This is a genomic window from Streptomyces sp. NPDC023481 (assembly GCF_055560195.1).
The window spans coordinates 365,530-381,709 of record NZ_JBVHJE010000005.1 but is presented as its reverse complement, the minus strand read 5'-3'; the positions used below and the strand labels follow the sequence as shown (position 1 = coordinate 381,709).

Here is a 16,180-nt window from a genome sequence, read left to right as displayed (position 1 = left end):
CGTCCTCACCGCGCCACGCTCAGCGACAGCGCGAAGCGGCCCTGCGGGTCCGTCCACCAGTGGGTCAACTCCAGACCCGCGGCGGCCAGTTCCGAGGTCACGCCCTCCTTGCGGAACTTGGCCGACACCTCGGTGCGCATCTCCTCGCCCGCCGCGAAGTGAACGGCGAGATCCAGCGCGGGCACCTTCACGGTCTGCGCGGTACGGGAGCGCAGCCGCATCTCGATCCACTCCCGCTCGGCGTCCCACAGGGCCACGTGGTCGAACGCGTCCGGATCGAAGTCGGCGCCCAGCTCACGGTCGACCACGGCCAGCACGTTCTTGTTGAACGCGGCCGTCACCCCGGCCGCGTCGTCGTACGCCCGGACCAGCGTCCGCTCGTCCTTGACCAGGTCCGTGCCGAGCAGCAGCCCGTCGCCCGGGGCGAGCAGCGAGCGCACGGAGGCCAGGAACCGCGCGCGTTCGGCGGGCAGCAGATTGCCGACCGTGCCGCCGAGGAACGCCACCAGCCGCGGACCCGGCGTCCTCGGCAGGGTCAGCGGGGCGGTGAAGTCGGCGATCAGGGCGTGGACGTCGAGGTCCGGGCGCTCCTCGATCAGGGCCTGCCCGGCCTGGGTGAGGGCGCTCTCGCTGACGTCGACCGGGACGTACGCCGACAGCGGGAGCGCGTCGATCAGGAAGCGGGTCTTCTCCGAGGAGCCCGAGCCCAGCTCGACCAGGGTGCGGGCCCCGCTCGCCGCGGCGATCTCACCGGCCCGGGCGGCGAGGATCTCCCGCTCGGCGCGGGTGGGGTAGTACTCGGGCAGTTCGGTGATCTGCTCGAACAGCTCGCTGCCGCGGGCGTCGTAGAACCACTTCGGCGGCAGCCACTTGGGCGTGGCGGTGAGGCCGTGCCGGACGTCGGCGCGCAGCGCGGCGTCCGTCGCGTCCTCGGGAAGCGTGCGGGTGACGTGCAGGGGGCTCAACGGCAGGGCTCCTTCGATGATGCGGGTGCCGGCTCGTCCAGGGGGGCGAGCAGTACTCCGGCGCGGCTCGCGGTGAGCACGGTGCGGTCGGGGACCTCCTGCCAGAGGGGGTCGTCGTCGTACGGCTCGGAGGCGACGACGGTGCTCCGGCCGGGCTCCGTGCGGTACCAGAGCGAGTCGCCCCAGGCGGTGGCGGCGATCACGGCTCCGTCGGTCAGCAGCAGGTTCAGTCGGGAGGCGGGGGCGGCCCGGGCCAGCCGGCGCACCGTGTCCCCCAGGGCCTGGTCCGGTTCGTCGCCGCTGCGCAGCCGGTGCAGGACCAGCGCCCAGACGAACGCCGAGTCGGTGCGGGCCTGGAGCGACAGCAGCTCCACCGGTGGCAGGGCGGACACCAGCGGTGCCGCCGAGTCCGGCCAGCCCGCGATCGCGCCGTTGTGGCTGAACAGCCACCGCCCGGCCGCGAACGGCGCCGCCGCGGCCTCGGCGTCCGCCCCGGCCAGGGTCGCGTCGCGGACGGCCGCGAGCACGGCACCGGAGCGCACCACCCGGCCCAGGTCGGCGAAGGACAGGTCGGCCCAGATCGGCCCGGCCCGCCGGTAGCGCGCCGGGACGGGGTCCTCCGAGGCGTACCAGCCCACCCCGAAACCGTCGGCGTTGACCGTCCCGTGCCGTTGCCGGCGCGGCGCCCACGACTGCCGGAACAGGCTGTGCGGGGGCTCCACGAGGAGCCGGCCGAGCGACTCCTCCGGGCCCAGATAGGCGAGGTGACGGCACATCAGACGGTCTCCGAGCGTGCGGTGCGGAACCCGGAGAAGATCTGCCGGCGGATCGGGTAGTCCCAGTTGCGGAACGTGCCCCGGCAGGCCACCGGGTCCACGGCGAACGAACCGCCGCGCAGCACCTTGTACTCGGGCCCGAAGAACACCTCCGAGTACTCCTTGTACGGGAAGGCCGTGAAGCCCGGGTAGGGCAGGAAGTCGCTCGCCGTCCACTCCCACACGTCACCGATCAACTGCCGGACGCCGAGCGGGGACTCACCGGCCGGATAGCTGCCGGCGGGCGCGGGCCTCAGGTGCCGCTGACCCAGGTTGGCGTGGTCGGGCGCCGGGTCGGCGTCGCCCCACGGGTAGCGCCGGGAGCGGCCGGTGGCCGGGTCGAAGCGGGCCGCCTTCTCCCACTCCGTCTCGGTGGGCAGCCGCCGCCCGGCCCAGCGGGCGTAGGCGTCCGCCTCGTACCAGCACACGTGCAGCACCGGCTCGTCCGGCGGGACCGGCTCGGTGATCCCGAACCGGCGCCGCAGCCACTGGCCGCCGTCCCGCCGCCAGAACTGCGGGGCCGAGATGCCGTGCCGCCGGATGTGCGCCCAGCCCTCGGGCGACCACCAGCGCTCGGTGTCGTACCCGCCGTCCTCGATGAACGCCTGGTACGCCGCGTTCGTCACCGGGGTGGTGTCGATCCAGAACGGCGCCACCTCCCGCGGGTGCGCGGGGCGTTCGTTGTCCAGCGCCCACGGCTCGCTGGAGGTGCCCATCGTGAACGGACCGCCGGGCACGAGGACTTCGGCCGGTCCGGTGAACAGCGGGACCGGCTCCGGGTCCGGTGCGGAAAGCACCTGCGGGCCCGTGCGGAGCTGATGGGTGATCAGCATGGTCTCGTCGTGCTGCTGTTCGTGCTGGGCGATCATGCCGAAGGCGAAGCCGGCCTCGGTCAGCCGGGTGCCGTGGAAGTCGGCCGCCTCCAGCAGGTCCAGCGCCCGGCCGCGCACCTCGGCCGCGTACCGCCGGGCCTCGGCGGGCGGCAGCAGCGGCAGCGAGGGGCGCTCGGAGCGCGGGTGCTCGAAGGCGTCGTACAGGCTGTCTATCTCGGGCCGCATCGCCTCCCGGCCGCCGACGTTCCGGAGCAGCCACAGCTCCTCCTGGTTGCCGATGTGCGCCAGGTCCCACACCAGCGGGGACATCAGCGGGGAGTGCTGCGCGGTGAGGTCCGGTCCGTCGACGCAGCTGGTCAGCAGCGTCGTGCGGTCACGGGCGGTGGTGAGGGAGTCCAGCGCGCGCCGGCGCAGCGCCTCGGGGTCCGTCCGGGCCGCTGCCCGAGTTCCGGTCTCGGTCCCGGGCTCGGTCTGGCTCTTCGTCTCGGTCTCGGGGGCGGTCATGTACGGATGTCCTTCCTCCCGTGGGCGGCACGCGTGCCCCCGGCCGGGCCGGAACGGGGCGGGTCGGTCGCGGTCAGCCGGTCCAGCAGGTCGTCGGCCGGGCAGCGGCCCCGGGCCACATGGCGGTCCCGGAACGCCGCCACGGCGTCGGTGACCCGCGCGGTGGCGCCCAGCCGGGGCAGCGCCTCCAGGGCCGCCGTGAAACAGGTGTCGGCGGCCTCGCGCAGCTCCGGGTCGGCGAGCCCGAGCCGGGCCGCGTCGCCCCACAGCGGGTTGTGCGGGGCGGGCCGGTTCAGGGCCCGTTCGGCCAGCGGCTTCACGGTCCGGTAGGCGCGCTCGGCGGCCTCCGGGTCGTCGAACAGTGCCGCCGTCACCGCGAGCGGCACCAGCCAGCCGTCCTCGCCGGGCTGCGCGTCCATCATCCGCAGCTCCAGGTGGCCGCGTGGCCGGACCGGCGGGAACAGGGTCGTCAGGTGGTAGTCGAGATCCGCGCGGGTGGGCGGCCGGGGCGATCCGGAGCGGGTCCACTCCCGGAAGGTGAGCCCCGCGGGCACCTCCCACGGCCCGCCCTCCCGGCGGACGCACATCACCGGCGAGTCCAGCACGTGCCGGGCCCAGGCGGTGCGCGGCTCGCCGTTCAGCGAGGGGCCGCCGGCCCGGCCGGCGCCGATCTCCATCCACATCAGCTGCCGGGTGGACTGCCACCCCGTGGGCCGCCCGCCCAGCAGCGGCGAGTTGGCGAACGCGGCCACCAGGACCGCGCCCAGCTGGTGCGCCAGCCACCAGCGCCTGGTGTGCCCCAGCGGGCCGGGCTCCTCGTGGCCGGCGTCCACACAGACCTGGACGGAGGCCGAGGCGCACATCATGTGACGGCCGGCCGGACCGTTGCGGTCCAGGCAGGCCTCCATGGCGTCGTAGCGCGGCTCGTGCAGGAACCTGCGGGGCGCGTGCCAGGGGTCGTGGCCGATGCCCGCGAGGCCGAGCCCGTCCCGTGCCAGGACCGCGCGTACGGCGTCCAGATCGGCGGAGACGGTGTCGACGCACTCCATCAGGGAGGCGGCGGGCGGCGAGCTCAGCTCCAGCTGGCCGCCGGGTTCGACGGTGAGCGCCGAGCCCAGGGGTACGGCCCGCAGGGTGGCGTAGGCCGCTTCGAGTCGTTCGGGTGCGACCGGGAGCTGCGGCAGCTCCAGCGAGTGGACGAGCCACTCCAGCTCGACACCGAGGGTGCGGGGCGGGCCGGTCTTGAAGCAGATGCCCCGGACCAGGGCCTCCACCTCGGGCTCGGTGACGGCGGTACGGTGCTCCGTACAGTCACCGCCGTCGCTCTGTGTATCGGACATGTCGGGTCCTCCTGAGGTTCCACCATGCCACCGGCCCGATGGGTGTCCGGGCAGGTGCTCGTCCCACCCAAAACCTTTCCGCGGAATCGCACAAGGGTGCCAACCGGGACGTTCCGGAATCCGTCACCTCCGTTTCCTTGCGCGTTTCCGGGCCGTTCCGGGCCATGCCGGGCCGTTCCGGGGACGGGAAACTCCGTTGCACCGCATCACCAGCATCACCCAGGATGCCTGCGTGAGCACGACGGGGGACCGTGCGGGCAGCGGTCACGGCGCCGACGGGGGTGGCGCCGTGCACGCGCGCCTGCGCGGCGGCCGGCCCCCGGGGGGCGGGGACCGGCCGCATCCGGCCGTAGCGGAGGGCGGGGCCGGTCAGGTCCAGCCGTAGCGCTCGTGGAGGCGTCGGCGGACCAGGTCGAAGCGCATCCGGTCCAGGGCGCACGCCTCGCGGCGCATGCCCTCCTCGTGGAGGCGCAGCACGCGGTCCACGTCCACCCAGGAGTCGCGGCCCGACCGGTCCCAGGGCCCGCTGCCGATCGCCACCCACTCCCGGTCGCCGTCGTGCCGCTTGCTGGACAGCCGGACGGCGAGCAGGGTGCCGCCCGGCTCCCGGGCCACGACCAGCACCGGGCGGTCCTTGCCCCGTCCGTCGTTCTCCTCGTACGGCACCCAGGTCCACACGATCTCCCCGGGGTCCGGGTCGCCGTCGTGGGCGGGGGAGTACTCGGTGCGGACCCGGCCGACCGCGCGCGGATCGGCCTCGGTGGTCGCATGGGGGCCGTGACGACCGGGGGTGTTCTCTTCGGTGGAGGTACTCACGCCCGGCACCCTAACCTCAGTCGACGCAGAACTCGTTGCCCTCGATGTCCTGCATGACGATGCAGGAATCGTCGCCGCCGTCGTATAGCAGCCGCACGCGCACCGCGCCCAGCGCGACCAGCCGTGTGCACTCGGCTTCGAGCGTGGCGAGGCGCTCCTCGCCCACGAGCCCGGTGCCGACCCGCACACACAGGTGCACCCGGTTCTTGACGACCTTGCCTTCCGGTACGCGCTGGAAGAACAGGCGCGGGCCCACCCCGGTCGGATCGCTGCAGGCGAACCACGAGCCCCGGTCCTCGACGGGCCGGGTGCGGTCGAACTCCTCCCAGGTGGCGAACCCCGCCGGGGGCGACGCCGGGACGTATCCCAGGATCTCGCACCAGAAGCGGGCGAGGCGCTCGGGTTCCGCGCAGTCGAAGGTGACCTGGAACTGCCTGATCGTTGACATCAGCGCACCCTAACAGGGGAGTTGGCGGCCCCCGCGGCGGATGTGCTACTCCGTGGCGCCGGGCCGCGTGACTGGTGTGATACCGGGGCGCGGAGCGATCCCCATGCCCGGGCGCCGGCCGTGCACCGTCAGATACGTCAGTCCGGTCCGGCCGGCGGTGATGCTGCGCGGAGCGCCGTGCGGCAGCCAGACCAGGGCGCCCTCGGCGAGCGGCTGCGGCGCCCGCGGAGTGCCGTCGCCGAGCGTGCCGCCCCCGGCGACGACCAGCACCAGCACGTCCAACTGGGCCTCCGTGTGGGCCGTGATCCGTCCGCCCGGTGCCAACCGGACCACGTTCGCGTCGAGTTGGCGCCCGCTCTCCGTCAGCTTCCACAGCACGCCGGCCGGTGCCGGGGGCGCCTCGGCCAGCGCGCGGGTGTCGCACAGGACGCGCGGTACCGGCGCCGGGCCGCCGGCCGGTGCGGTGTCGATCGCGGACGGCGACGTCATGTGGCGTTCTCCTCGGCTTCCGTTTCCCTGCCCGTACTGCCGGGCCACTCTACAATTCCCACATGTAGGATTCGTGAAAATGGACCGCAGCCGGAGAAGCAGGCAGAAGAGCAGGCGGCAAGCAGGCGGGTGAGCAGGGCGGACGGCAGGCGCGAAAGGGGTGCTCGGACGTGACGAGGCGGGAGAGCCCGCGCCGCCGGGAGGTGCTGGAGGTGCTGCGCACCGCTGCCGCGCCGCTCGGGGTCGCGGAGACCGCCGAGCGGATGGGGCTCCATCCCAACACCGTCCGGTTCCACCTGGACACCCTGGTGGCCGACGGCCTGGTGGAGCGCCGGGCCCAGGCGTCCTCCGGACCCGGCCGGCCCCGTACCGTCTACACCCCGCGACCCGGTATGGACCGCGGCGGCCTGCGCGACTACCTGCTGCTGGCCCGCATGCTGCTCAGCCGGTGGAGCGCGGCCGACCCGGCCGCGGCGCGGGCCGAGGCGATGGAGACGGGCCGTGCCTGGGGGCGTTTCCTGGTGAATCCGCTCCCGCCGGACGAGCCGCCGACCCCCGAGCGGTCGGCGGCCGCGCTGCTCGCCCTGCTGGACGGCCTGGGCTTCGCACCCCAGCCGGACGGGGAGGGCGATTCCGGCGGGCCGCCCGAGCGGATCCGGCTGCGGCACTGCCCGTTCCTCGAACTCGCCGAGGAACGTTCCGCCGTGGTGTGCCCGCTCCATCTGGGCCTGATGCAGGGCGCGTTGGCGCGGCTGGACGCCCCGCTGACGGCCACCGCGCTGGAACCCTTCGCCGAACCCGACGCCTGTGTCGCCCATGTGCGCTTGTCCCAGGCGCCGGCCCCCTGAGCCCACCGGACGCGCGCCCGCCCCCGCCCACCCGCTTCCGCGAGCCTCGTCTCGGCGGAGAAAGGCCCCCCCCCATGAACGCCGCCTTTGCCGCCACCGCCGGTGCGGTCAGCTTCGTCTGGCTCGGGATGGTGCTGGCGATCTCCTTCCTGGAGGCCCCGCTGAAGTTCCGCGCCCCGGGGGTGACGATCCCCGTCGGGCTCGGCATCGGCCGGCTGGTGTTCCGCGCGCTGAACGCGGTGGAGGCCGCCCTCGCGGCCGTCGTGGTCGTCGCGGTCGGTGTGGGCGACGCGCCGGCCCGGATCGCCGGGCTGACGGCGGCGCCGGCCGTGCTCCTCGTCACCCAGCTGGCCGTCGTACGACCCCTCCTCAACCGCAGGTCGGACCGGGTCCTGGCGGGAGAGGAACTGCCCCGCTCGCGCAGCCACCTGTGGTACGTGGGCCTGGAGGTCCTCAAGGCCGGCGTCCTGATCGCCCTGGGCGTCGCCCTGCTCACGGCGTGATCCCGTAGGGGCCGGGCGTGATCTCGGAGGGACCGGCGTGATCCCGCAGAGGTCGGCTGACCGGCTCGCCCCGGCGGCGCACGCACGGCCGGGGCCCCTGCTGAGGGACCCCGGCCGCGACGGAGCGCCGGACCTCAGCCCTCCTGCTCCACGGGCACCTTCTGCGACGGAGGCGTCACGACTCCGTTGGGCGAGGGCGAACCGTTCGCCGGCTGCCCGTTGTCGCCCACCGTGGCGAGCAGCTTGCGGGCCAGACCCAGGCCCGTGCCGCCCATGGTGAGCGCCTTCGCGAACAACTCGCCCATGCCGTCGGCGCCGTTGAGCAGCACCATGTTGTCGACGTTGCCGAACGCGGACGCGCCGGCCTGGACGATCTCCGGCCACTTCTCGGCGAGTTGCTGGGCGACGACCGCCTCCTGGTTCTCGGCCAGGGCGGCCGCCCGGGCCTTGATGGCCTCCGCCTCCGCCAGACCCTGGGCCCGGGTCGCCTCGGCCTCCGCGAGGCCCCTCGCCTGCGCGGCGGCCGCCTCGGCCTCACCGGTGGCCCGGGTGGCGGCGGCGCTCGCCGTACCCCGGGTCCTGGTCGCCTCGGCCTCGGCCGCCGCTGCGGCCTTCACCCGGGTCGCCTCGGCCGCCGCGGCCAGCTCCGTCTCCTTCGCCTTGGCCTGGGCCGCCGAGATCCGCGCGTCGCGCTCGGCCTCCGCCAGCGTCCGCTTCTCGTACGCCGTGGCGTCCGCCGGCTTGCGGACGTCCGCCTGGAGCTGCTGCTCACGCCGGTTCGCCTCCAGCTCGGCGACCCGCGTCTCCTGCACGACCACCTCCTGCCGGGCCGCCGCGGCGGCGAGCGGTCCGGCCTGCTGGGCCTTGGCCGCCGCCTTGTCCCGCTCGGCCTGGTAACCGGCCTGGAGGATCTCGCTGTCCCGCGTGGCTTCCGACATCCGGGCCGCCGCCTGCTGCTCGGCCTCCGTCGCCAGCCGGTTCGCCTCCGCCTGCGCGATGCGCGCGTCCCGCTGGACGGCGGCCGCGTGCGGCATCGCCAGGTTCTGGATGTACCCGGTCGGGTCCTCGATCTCGTGGATCTGCAGCGAGTCCACGATCAGACCGAGCTTCTCCATCTCCGTACCGCAGGCCGCCCGGGTCTGCCCGGTCAGCTTCTCCCGGTCGCGGATCATGTCCTCGACCGTCAACCCGCCCACGATGGACCGCAGATGACCGGCGAACACGTTGTGCACCCGTTCCGACATCAGCCGCTGCTGGTCCAGGAACCGGCGGGCCGCGTTCGCGATCGACACGAAGTCGTCGCCCACCTTGAAGATGACCACGCCCCGCACCTTCAGCGGAATGCCTTGGTGCGTCACGCAGTCCACGTGCAGCTCGGTCTCGTTCAGGTCCAGCGAGAGCTTGCGCACCGCCTGCACCCCGGGCAGCACCATCGTGCCCCGCCCGGTGACGATGCGGAAGCCCATGCCCTCCTCGATGCCCTCGGTGCGGTGCTTGGACCCGGAGATGATCAGCGCCTCGTTCGGCTCGGCGACCCGCCACATCATCTTGAACAGACCGATCAGTACGAGGACGGCAACGACGACCGCCCCCGCAACGACGCCGACAACCATCGGCATACGCCCCCTTTGCATGGTGCCCGTTCGGCACCGAACGAAGGGAGTGTGCGCCGGTCGGGGGCCGCCGTGAAGACGCTGGCGAATCCTTGTCGCAATCTTGACGCACCCCGCTCTCACCTGGGGCGACGGGGGCTCAACTGTCGTAGGCGGGGGTGACGTAGACCGTCCTCGGCGGCAGGTGCTCCACCACCATCACCACCGTCCCGGGCGCGATCCGGGTCCTGCCGTCGGCGGGATGGGCGAGGAAGTGTTCCGCGCCGCCGCGCACCCGTACGATCACCTCGCCCACCAGTCCGGGCCCGACCGTCCCGGTCACCCGCCCCATCAGCCCGACCATCGACGCGTCGTCCATGGCCCCAGCGTACGGGCGGATCACCGTCACGCGGCCGGGCTGTCCGCGTCCGCCCGGTGCGGCGGCCACCGCCGGTGCCAGCCCAGCTCCGCCTCCAACTGCGCGGCCAGGGACACCAGGAGCGGCTCGCTGTGGGCCGGCCCGAGCAGCTGCGCGCCCACCGGGAGCCCGGAACGGGTCAGGCCGGCGGGCACGTTCACCCCCGGCCAGCCGAGCACGTTCCACGGCCAGGCGTACGGGCAGGCGCCGATGATCGCCCGGTCGGTGGCCAGGCCGCCGAGCCGGGCGAAGGCGCCGATCTCCGGCGGGGGCAGCGCGGTCGTCGGCGCGAGGACCACGTCGTACGACCCGAAGAACCCGCCGATCCGCCGGTGCAGCACCGCCTCGGCCCGCCGCGCCGCCCGCAGCGGGACCCCGCCCAGCAGCCGGCCGAGCCGGGCCGCACCCCGGGTGCGCGGGTCGAGCAGCGCCGGATCGGGCGCCTCGCGGGCCCACTCGGCGATGCCGGCGGTGGCGCGTGGCACGAAGGTCAGCCCGATCTGCCCGTACGGCGGATCGGCCTCCTCCACGACGTGCCCCAGCCCGGCGAGTTTCTCGGCGAGTTCGACGACCCGGGCGCGGATCTCCGGGTGCAGTTGGGCGGCCACGGCGGTGAACGGCGGCTTCAGGGACAGGGCGACGCGCAGCCGGCCCGGGTCCCGGCCGACCGCGTCCGCCACCACCAGCGCGGGCGGCCGGTGCGTGTCGCGGTCGTGGTTGCCGCTCGCCGCGTCCAGCAGCAGGGCCGCGTCGGCGACCGTACGGGCCAGGGTGCCGTTGACCGTGATGCCGTGGAAGGACTCGGCGCGCGGCCAGGTCGATATGCGGCCGCGCTGCGGCTTGATGCCGATCAGATGGGTCCAGGAGGCGGGGATGCGTATCGAGCCGGCGCCGTCGGAGCCGAGGGCGGCCGGGACGAGTCCGGCGGCCACGGCGGCGGCCGACCCGCCCGAGGAGCCGCCCGGCGTGTGCCCGGGGTGCCACGGATTGCGGGTCTCACCGAACGCCGGGCCCTCGGTGAACGGCCACTGTCCCAGCTCACAGGTGTTGGTCTTGCCCACGATCACCGCACCGGCCGCGCGCAGCCGCCGTACCGCCTCCCCGTCCGCGGCGACCGGCGGGAAGTCGCCCCGGCAGCCGAACGCGGTCGGCTCACCCGCCACGTCCATGTCGTCCTTCACCGCCACCGGCACCCCGAGCAGCGGGCGCCGCCCGCCGGCGGCCAACTCCCGGTCGGCGGCGTCCGCTTCGGCGAGCGCGGCCTCGGCACGGACGATCCGGAAGGCGTTCAGCGTCGGCTGCGTCCCCCCGATCCGCGCCAGCGCCCGCTCCACCAGCGCACGGGAGGTCACCTCCCCGTCGGCGACAGCGCGCGCACTCTCCACGAGACCCATGACACGGGCGGACGACATGGACGAGCACCTCCGGGAGACTCCGGGCACGGTACTACCGCACGGTAACCTCTTGGCGGCGCGCTCGTACGGTTTTCGTACGGCAGATGTGTCGTACGGCATCCGGTGCGGCCGTCACGGCCCCAGCAGCCGGCGCAGCCAGGTGATGCGGGCCGTGCGGGCCGTGCGGGACAGGGTGGCCCCCGGGGCGAGGGAGTCGAAGCCGTGACAGCCGCCCGGCCAGACGTGGAGTTCGGCCACGCCGCCGGCCTGCCAGATGTGGGAGGCGTAGCCGACCACCTCGTCCCGGAAGGTCTCCGCCGAGCCGACGTCCAGGAACGCCGGGGGCAGGCCGGACAGGTCGGTGGCGCGGGCCGGGGCCGCGTACGGGGAGACGTCCGGGCCGCCCCGCCGGTCGCCGAGCAGGGCCGTCCAGGCGGTCTCGTTGGCGGTACGGTCCCACACGCCCCGGCCGGCCATCTGACGGCTGGAGACCGTGTCGTTGCGGTCGTCCAGCATCGGGCTCATCAGCAGCTGGCCGAGCGGGCGCGGGCCCTCGCGGTCCCGGCAGAGCAGGGCGAGCGCCGCGGTCAGCCCGCCGCCGGCGCTGGCGCCCGCGACCACGATCCGGTCCGGGTCGCCGCCGATCTCCCGCGCGTGCCGCGCGGTCCACAGCAGCCCTGCGTACACGTCCTCGACCGGCGCCGGGTGCGGGTGTTCCGGCGGCCGCCGGTACTCCACCGACACCACCACCGCGCCCAGTTCACGCGCCCACGCCAGGGGCTCGCTCACGCCGGCCCGGTTGGTGCCGGCCACCAGGCCGCCGCCGTGCACGTGGTAGACGACCGGCAGCCCCGCCCGGGCGGCGGCGGCCGTGGGCCGGCACACCAGCAGGGACACCTCGGGGGCGCCCTCCGGTCCGGGCACCGTACGGTCCTCCGCCTCGAACGCGCCGTCCAGGGTCACGTCGACCAGCATCCCGACGGCGTCGCCGCGCCGGACGTCCTCGACGTCGTCCGGGCCGAACCCGGGCGCGACGACCTCCCGGCACGACTCCAGCACGGTCGCGAGCTCCGGATCGAACGGCGGCGGGACCAGGGACATCGGGATCCTCCCATGACTCGTACCCGCCGACGGCGTCCGGCGGACCTCCCCCACCGGGTACGCCGTACCCGGTCCCCAGCCGTCTACCCCGTCCCGCCCGTACGACGACCCGCCGACGCCGGTGAGTCGCCGGGGGCCGCTGCTGCCGCCCAGGTGACGGTGGACGGAGCGCGGCTCCGGGCCCCGGCTCCCGCGGCTGACGGCGGGCCGTCAGCGGCGGGTCTCGATCCGCAGGCCGCCCGTGGTCACCCGGCGGATGTGGTCGCTCGCCAGCAGGTCGTGCGGCCGGCCGAGCTCGATCGCGCTCGCCGCGTCCAGGCGAGCCAGCTGGGCGGCCGTGAACTCGACCTCCAGGGCGCCCAGGTTCTCCTCCAGCTGGGCGGGGGTGCGGGCCCGACCAGCGTGGTCGTCACGCCAGGGTTGCGCAGGGTCCAGGCCAGCGCGACCTGGGCCGGGGTGCGGCCCAGCTCGGCGGCGACGTCCCGGGCGACCTGGACCACGGCCAGGTTGCGTTCGGTGAGCGTGCCCAGGGCGAGGTTGAGGCCCCTGCGGGTGCCGTCCCCGGTGCGGGTCAGCACCGACTACGTGGTCCGCCTGGAGCAGGGCCGCGGGCTGCGGCCCTCGGCCGAGGTGCTGGCGGCGGTGGCCCGGGCCCTGTGCCTGGATCCGGGCGAACGCGACTACCTGTTCGACCTGGCCGGACGCCGCCGCCCCGGCACCACCGGCGGGCCGGCCGCCGGTGCGGCGCCGTCGCTGGTCCGCCTGGTCGGTGACCTCTCGCCGCTGCCGGCCATGCTGCTGGACCACCGCTACGACATCCTCACCTGGAACGCCGAAATGGCCCGGCTGCTCCCGGGGTTCGAGGCCGTGCCGCCGTCACGGCGCAACGCGATGTGGCTGTGCCTGCTGCACCCGGCGATGCGCGGCCTCTACGCCGACCGGGAGCAGGTGCTGCGGGACGGGATCGCCCACCTGCGCGCGGCATGGGCCGCGCACCCGGAGGACCGGGAACTGTCCGGCCTCATCGCCGAGTTCGCCGCGCAGGACGAGGACTTCGCCCGCCTGTGGTCGGAGCGGGAGGTCGGTGTCAACGGACGCGGCCGGAAGTCGCTGCGGCATCCGGTCGCCGGTACGATCACCATCGACTTCGACGTCCTGCTGCCGCTCCAGGACCCGGAACTGCGCCTGCTGGTCTACCGCCCCGCGGACGAGGAGAGCCGCGCGTCCCTGGACCGGCTGTGCGCGCGGTGACGGGCCAGGGCTGACAGCCTGCGGTGGCTCGGCGTGCGGCTCGCGGGGGCCGGTGCGGATGAACTCGCGGGGGCCGGCCCGGATGAATAGGCCAGGCGGCCCCGCGACTCCGGCACGGTCCGGCAGAGCGGGTTCAGGCCGCCGCGCCCACGTTGCCGTGCAGGCGGGCCACCACCTCGGTCAGCTGGGCGGCGATCTCGGCGTCGTCGGCCGGGTGGGTCTCGGCGAAGCGGGTCAGGGAGCCGGGGATGGCCAGCTTGATGTCCTCGATCACCTTGCCGCCGGCGATGCCCACGGCCTTGCGGGCCTCGTCCTGCGCCCACACTCCGCCGTACTGGCCGAACGCGGTGCCCACGACGGCGACGGGCTTGCCACCGAAGGCACCGGCGCCGTAGGGGCGGGACAGCCAGTCGATGGCGTTCTTCAGGACGGCCGGGATGGTGCCGTTGTACTCGGGCGAGAAGAGCAGGAAGGCGTCGGCGGCACCGGCGGCCTCGCGCAGCCTGACGGCGGCGGCCGGAACGCTGCCCTCCACGTCGATGTCCTCGTTGTAGAACGGGATGTCGGCCAGGCCCTCGAACAGCTCGACCTCGGCGCCCTCCGGCGCGAGCTTCACGGCCGCCTCGGCGAGCTGGCGGTTGTGCGAACCGGCGCGGAGGCTGCCGACGAGCGCGAGGATGCGGACAGACATGGGAACTCCAGGAGACTGAAACAGCACGGTAACGATCCGGACCAAGGTCCGCTTCGATTTCTACCACCTGAAACGGACCGGGGTCCAGTTTTCTTCCCGATGCTTTACGCTGTCTTCATGTCCCGCGCCGTGCCGCCCTCCCCGAAGCCTCAGGAGCCCCTGGACACACCCCGGTTGCTGGACGTCGGCCCGGCTCCCGACGAGCCGTGCCTGCGCGCCGACGCGGCCCGCAACCGGGCCCGGCTGCTGGAGGCCGCAGCCCGGTTGATCGCCGAGCACGGGGTGGCCGGGGTCACGATGGAGGCGGTGGCGGCCGCGGCCCAGGTGGGCAAGGGAACCGTCTTCCGCCGCTTCGGCGACCGCACGGGGCTGCTGACGGCCCTGCTCGACCACTCGGCCAAGCAGCTCCAGTCCGACTTCCTGAGCGGACCGCCGCCGCTGGGCCCCGGTTCGCCGCCGCTGGAGCGGCTGCGGGCGTTCGGCGTGGCGGTGCTGTACCGCACGGCCGAGCAGCTGGATCTGCAACTCGCCGCCCAGCCGGAGCCGACCCGGCGGTTCACCCACCCCGCGGCCGGCTCGCTGCGCATGCACATCACGGTGCTGCTCCGGCAGATCGTGCCCGGCGCCGACTGCGACCTGCTCGCCCACACCCTGCTGGCCTCGCTGGACCCGGCGCTGATCCACCACCTGACCCGGCAGCGCGGGCTGCCCATGGAACGCCTGGAGGCCGGCTGGCTCGACCTGGTCGCCCGCGTCACCGGCACGGCACCCCCACACTGACCGCGGCGCCCCGCGGGGAACGCCGGCGGCCGGGACCTGGCAGCCGGGAAGGGCGGCCGGCCGGGCGGGTCGGCCGCCCTGCCGGGTCCCGGGGCACTCGCCCTCCCCGCCGCCTCGCTCCGTCACTCACCCTCCCCGCCGCCTCGCTCCGTCACTCACCCTCCCCGCCGCCTCGCTCCGTCACTCACCCTCCCCGCTGAAGAACCGCAGCATCCCCTCCGGGGCGTCCGTGCGGAACAGGAGGTCCTGGTTGCGGGCGGAGTCGCCCGCGGATGCCTCCGCGCGGGGGAACATGCGGGTCTCGTAGGCGGTCAGCGCGGCCTCGGTGTCCCCGGGGCTGGCCGCGAGCGCGAGGCCGAGTTCGGCGCCGTCGGCGAGGGCCAGGTTGGCGCCCTCGCCGGCGAACGGCGACATCAGGTGGGCCGCGTCCCCGAGCAGCGTGACCCCGGGCACCCGGTCCCAGCGGTGGCCGACCGGCAGGGCGTGGATCAGGCGTGGCACCAGCGGCCCGTCCGCGTCCGCGACCAGCGCCCGCAGGCTCTCGTCCCAGCCGTCGAACTCCTTCAGCACGGCCGCCTTGGCCGCCCCGGTGTCGGTGAAGTCGATGCCGTCCAGCCAGTCCTCCGGCGCCGTCACGGCGGCGTACACATGCAGGCTGCCGTCCGTCTCGCGGTGGGCGAGGAAACCGCGGCCGGGGTCGAGCGCGAACAGCATGCCGCCGCCGACCACCTCCGCGCTCGCCGGATGCCGCAGATCCGCCTCCAGCAGGTCCGCCTCCACGAAGGACACACCCGTGTACGCGGGCCGGGCCGCGGAGACCAGCGGGCGCACCCGCGACCACGCGCCGTCCGCGCCGACCAGCACATCGGTGGTGAAGGCGGTGCCGTCCGCGAGCGTCACCCGGTGCCGGCCACCGTCCAGCGGGCGGGCGTCGGTGACCTTGGCGCCCCAGCGGACCGTGCCTTCGGGCAGGGAGCCGAGCAGCAGGGCGCGCAGGTCACCCCGGTCGATCTCGGGGCGTCCGCCGGTGCCGTCGTCGGGCTCCGCCAGGTGGACGGTGCCGTACCGGTCGAGGACCCGGGTGGCCTGGCCGCCGGGGTGGACCCGGGTGAGGAACTCCTCGTACAGCCCGGCGGCCCGCAGCGCCTCCTGGCCGGAGTCCTCGTGGATGTCGAGCATGCCGCCCTGGGTCCGGGCGTCGGCCGACACCTCCAGGTCGAACAGCGCGGCCTCGATGCCGTGCACGTGCAGCACACGGGCGAGCGTGAGCCCGCCGAGACCCGCGCCGACGACGGCGACGGGGTGGTGTGGGAGCGGGGCGGTGGTCATGAGGCCTCCAGGCCGTCGGTCGGTTCGGTGGTGGTCCGTTCGGCCCCGTCGATCAGGGCGTGG

18 protein-coding genes are annotated in these 16,180 nt (G+C 74.7%); 4 read left to right on the top strand and 14 right to left on the bottom strand.

The window, feature by feature from the left end:
* Positions 1-5: 5 nt before the first annotated feature.
* From egtD to ACZ3ZD_RS13890, 7 genes are all read right to left on the bottom strand, one after another.
* Positions 6-965 (bottom strand): L-histidine N(alpha)-methyltransferase, encoded by a 960-nt coding sequence (egtD, locus tag ACZ3ZD_RS13920; protein WP_467396379.1) that lies wholly within the window; start codon positions 963-965, stop codon positions 6-8.
* Complete coding sequence (egtC, locus tag ACZ3ZD_RS13915) at positions 962-1,741, bottom strand: ergothioneine biosynthesis protein EgtC (protein ID WP_467396377.1); 780 nt, start codon at positions 1,739-1,741, stop codon at positions 962-964. Before egtC ends, egtD begins: the two co-directional genes overlap by 4 nt.
* Positions 1,741-3,117: an ergothioneine biosynthesis protein EgtB gene (gene egtB, locus ACZ3ZD_RS13910; protein WP_467396375.1), complete on the bottom strand. Its 1,377-nt coding sequence runs from the start codon at positions 3,115-3,117 to the stop codon at positions 1,741-1,743. The genes egtC and egtB overlap by 1 nt, the downstream gene beginning before the upstream one ends.
* Positions 3,114-4,457 carry an ergothioneine biosynthesis glutamate--cysteine ligase EgtA gene (egtA, locus tag ACZ3ZD_RS13905; protein WP_467396373.1) on the bottom strand — a complete coding sequence of 448 codons (1,344 nt, stop codon included), beginning with the start codon at positions 4,455-4,457 and terminating at the stop codon, positions 3,114-3,116. The genes egtB and egtA overlap by 4 nt, the downstream gene beginning before the upstream one ends.
* Before the next feature lie 369 nt (positions 4,458-4,826).
* Positions 4,827-5,273, bottom strand: a complete 447-nt coding sequence (locus ACZ3ZD_RS13900) for a type II toxin-antitoxin system PemK/MazF family toxin (RefSeq protein WP_467396371.1) — start codon at positions 5,271-5,273, stop codon at positions 4,827-4,829.
* A gap of 16 nt (positions 5,274-5,289) precedes the next feature.
* Positions 5,290-5,721, bottom strand: coding sequence for a VOC family protein (locus ACZ3ZD_RS13895; protein WP_467396369.1), 432 nt, complete (start codon positions 5,719-5,721; stop codon positions 5,290-5,292).
* Between the two features lie 45 nt (positions 5,722-5,766).
* Complete coding sequence (locus tag ACZ3ZD_RS13890) at positions 5,767-6,210, bottom strand: cupin domain-containing protein (RefSeq protein ID WP_467396367.1); 444 nt, start codon at positions 6,208-6,210, stop codon at positions 5,767-5,769.
* Positions 6,211-6,380: 170 nt separating this feature from the next.
* Between ACZ3ZD_RS13890 and ACZ3ZD_RS13885 the strand changes: the two genes are divergently transcribed.
* Complete coding sequence (locus tag ACZ3ZD_RS13885; RefSeq protein WP_467396365.1) at positions 6,381-7,058, top strand: helix-turn-helix transcriptional regulator; 678 nt, start codon at positions 6,381-6,383, stop codon at positions 7,056-7,058.
* Between the two features lie 74 nt (positions 7,059-7,132).
* Positions 7,133-7,561: a hypothetical protein gene (locus tag ACZ3ZD_RS13880; protein WP_467396364.1), complete on the top strand. Its 429-nt coding sequence runs from the start codon at positions 7,133-7,135 to the stop codon at positions 7,559-7,561.
* Positions 7,562-7,695: 134 nt separating this feature from the next.
* Here the strand turns inward: ACZ3ZD_RS13880 and ACZ3ZD_RS13875 are convergent, their stop codons facing one another.
* The 5 genes from ACZ3ZD_RS13875 to ACZ3ZD_RS13855 form a co-directional block, all read right to left on the bottom strand.
* Positions 7,696-9,180 carry an SPFH domain-containing protein gene (locus ACZ3ZD_RS13875; RefSeq protein WP_467396362.1) on the bottom strand — a complete coding sequence of 495 codons (1,485 nt, stop codon included), beginning with the start codon at positions 9,178-9,180 and terminating at the stop codon, positions 7,696-7,698.
* Between the two features lie 133 nt (positions 9,181-9,313).
* Positions 9,314-9,532: a hypothetical protein gene (locus ACZ3ZD_RS13870; protein WP_467396360.1), complete on the bottom strand. Its 219-nt coding sequence runs from the start codon at positions 9,530-9,532 to the stop codon at positions 9,314-9,316.
* Positions 9,533-9,558: 26 nt separating this feature from the next.
* Positions 9,559-10,983, bottom strand: coding sequence for an amidase (locus tag ACZ3ZD_RS13865; protein ID WP_467396358.1), 1,425 nt, complete (start codon positions 10,981-10,983; stop codon positions 9,559-9,561).
* A 114-nt stretch (positions 10,984-11,097) separates the two neighbouring features.
* Complete coding sequence (locus ACZ3ZD_RS13860; RefSeq protein WP_467396356.1) at positions 11,098-12,066, bottom strand: alpha/beta hydrolase; 969 nt, start codon at positions 12,064-12,066, stop codon at positions 11,098-11,100.
* A gap of 245 nt (positions 12,067-12,311) precedes the next feature.
* Complete coding sequence (locus tag ACZ3ZD_RS13855; protein WP_467396354.1) at positions 12,312-12,644, bottom strand: aldo/keto reductase; 333 nt, start codon at positions 12,642-12,644, stop codon at positions 12,312-12,314.
* Between ACZ3ZD_RS13855 and ACZ3ZD_RS13850 the strand changes: the two genes are divergently transcribed.
* A complete protein-coding gene (locus tag ACZ3ZD_RS13850) occupies positions 12,631-13,317 on the top strand; it encodes a helix-turn-helix transcriptional regulator (protein WP_467396352.1) in 687 nt (228 codons plus the stop codon). The two genes, ACZ3ZD_RS13855 and ACZ3ZD_RS13850, sit on opposite strands and share 14 nt — an antisense overlap.
* Positions 13,318-13,450: 133 nt before the next feature.
* On the opposite strand, the gene ACZ3ZD_RS13845 is transcribed toward ACZ3ZD_RS13850, so the two are convergent.
* Complete coding sequence (locus ACZ3ZD_RS13845; protein WP_467396350.1) at positions 13,451-14,008, bottom strand: NADPH-dependent FMN reductase; 558 nt, start codon at positions 14,006-14,008, stop codon at positions 13,451-13,453.
* A gap of 99 nt (positions 14,009-14,107) precedes the next feature.
* On the opposite strand from ACZ3ZD_RS13845, the gene ACZ3ZD_RS13840 reads away from it, so the two are divergent.
* Complete coding sequence (locus ACZ3ZD_RS13840; protein ID WP_467396349.1) at positions 14,108-14,788, top strand: TetR/AcrR family transcriptional regulator; 681 nt, start codon at positions 14,108-14,110, stop codon at positions 14,786-14,788.
* 180 nt (positions 14,789-14,968) lie between these two features.
* Here ACZ3ZD_RS13840 and ACZ3ZD_RS13835 read toward each other — a convergent pair whose 3' ends face one another.
* Positions 14,969-16,117: an FAD-dependent oxidoreductase gene (locus ACZ3ZD_RS13835; protein ID WP_467396347.1), complete on the bottom strand. Its 1,149-nt coding sequence runs from the start codon at positions 16,115-16,117 to the stop codon at positions 14,969-14,971.
* Positions 16,118-16,180: the final 63 nt, after the last annotated feature.

What these genes read in the sequence shown, in the direction of transcription:
- egtB (WP_467396375.1), bottom strand. Translation starts at nt 3,117, where the DNA reads ATGACCGCCCCCGAGACCGAGACGAAGAGCCAGACCGAGCCCGGGACC.
- ACZ3ZD_RS13875 (WP_467396362.1), bottom strand. Translation starts at nt 9,180, where the DNA reads ATGCCGATGGTTGTCGGCGTCGTTGCGGGGGCGGTCGTCGTTGCCGTC.
- ACZ3ZD_RS13880 (WP_467396364.1), top strand. Translation starts at nt 7,133, where the DNA reads ATGAACGCCGCCTTTGCCGCCACCGCCGGTGCGGTCAGCTTCGTCTGG.
- ACZ3ZD_RS13835 (WP_467396347.1), bottom strand. Translation starts at nt 16,117, where the DNA reads ATGACCACCGCCCCGCTCCCACACCACCCCGTCGCCGTCGTCGGCGCG.
- egtC (WP_467396377.1), bottom strand. Translation starts at nt 1,741, where the DNA reads ATGTGCCGTCACCTCGCCTATCTGGGCCCGGAGGAGTCGCTCGGCCGG.
- ACZ3ZD_RS13890 (WP_467396367.1), bottom strand. Translation starts at nt 6,210, where the DNA reads ATGACGTCGCCGTCCGCGATCGACACCGCACCGGCCGGCGGCCCGGCG.
- ACZ3ZD_RS13865 (WP_467396358.1), bottom strand. Translation starts at nt 10,983, where the DNA reads ATGTCGTCCGCCCGTGTCATGGGTCTCGTGGAGAGTGCGCGCGCTGTC.
- ACZ3ZD_RS13860 (WP_467396356.1), bottom strand. Translation starts at nt 12,066, where the DNA reads ATGTCCCTGGTCCCGCCGCCGTTCGATCCGGAGCTCGCGACCGTGCTG.
- egtA (WP_467396373.1), bottom strand. Translation starts at nt 4,457, where the DNA reads ATGTCCGATACACAGAGCGACGGCGGTGACTGTACGGAGCACCGTACC.
- ACZ3ZD_RS13870 (WP_467396360.1), bottom strand. Translation starts at nt 9,532, where the DNA reads ATGGACGACGCGTCGATGGTCGGGCTGATGGGGCGGGTGACCGGGACG.
- ACZ3ZD_RS13895 (WP_467396369.1), bottom strand. Translation starts at nt 5,721, where the DNA reads ATGTCAACGATCAGGCAGTTCCAGGTCACCTTCGACTGCGCGGAACCC.
- ACZ3ZD_RS13845 (WP_467396350.1), bottom strand. Translation starts at nt 14,008, where the DNA reads ATGTCTGTCCGCATCCTCGCGCTCGTCGGCAGCCTCCGCGCCGGTTCG.
- ACZ3ZD_RS13840 (WP_467396349.1), top strand. Translation starts at nt 14,108, where the DNA reads ATGCTTTACGCTGTCTTCATGTCCCGCGCCGTGCCGCCCTCCCCGAAG.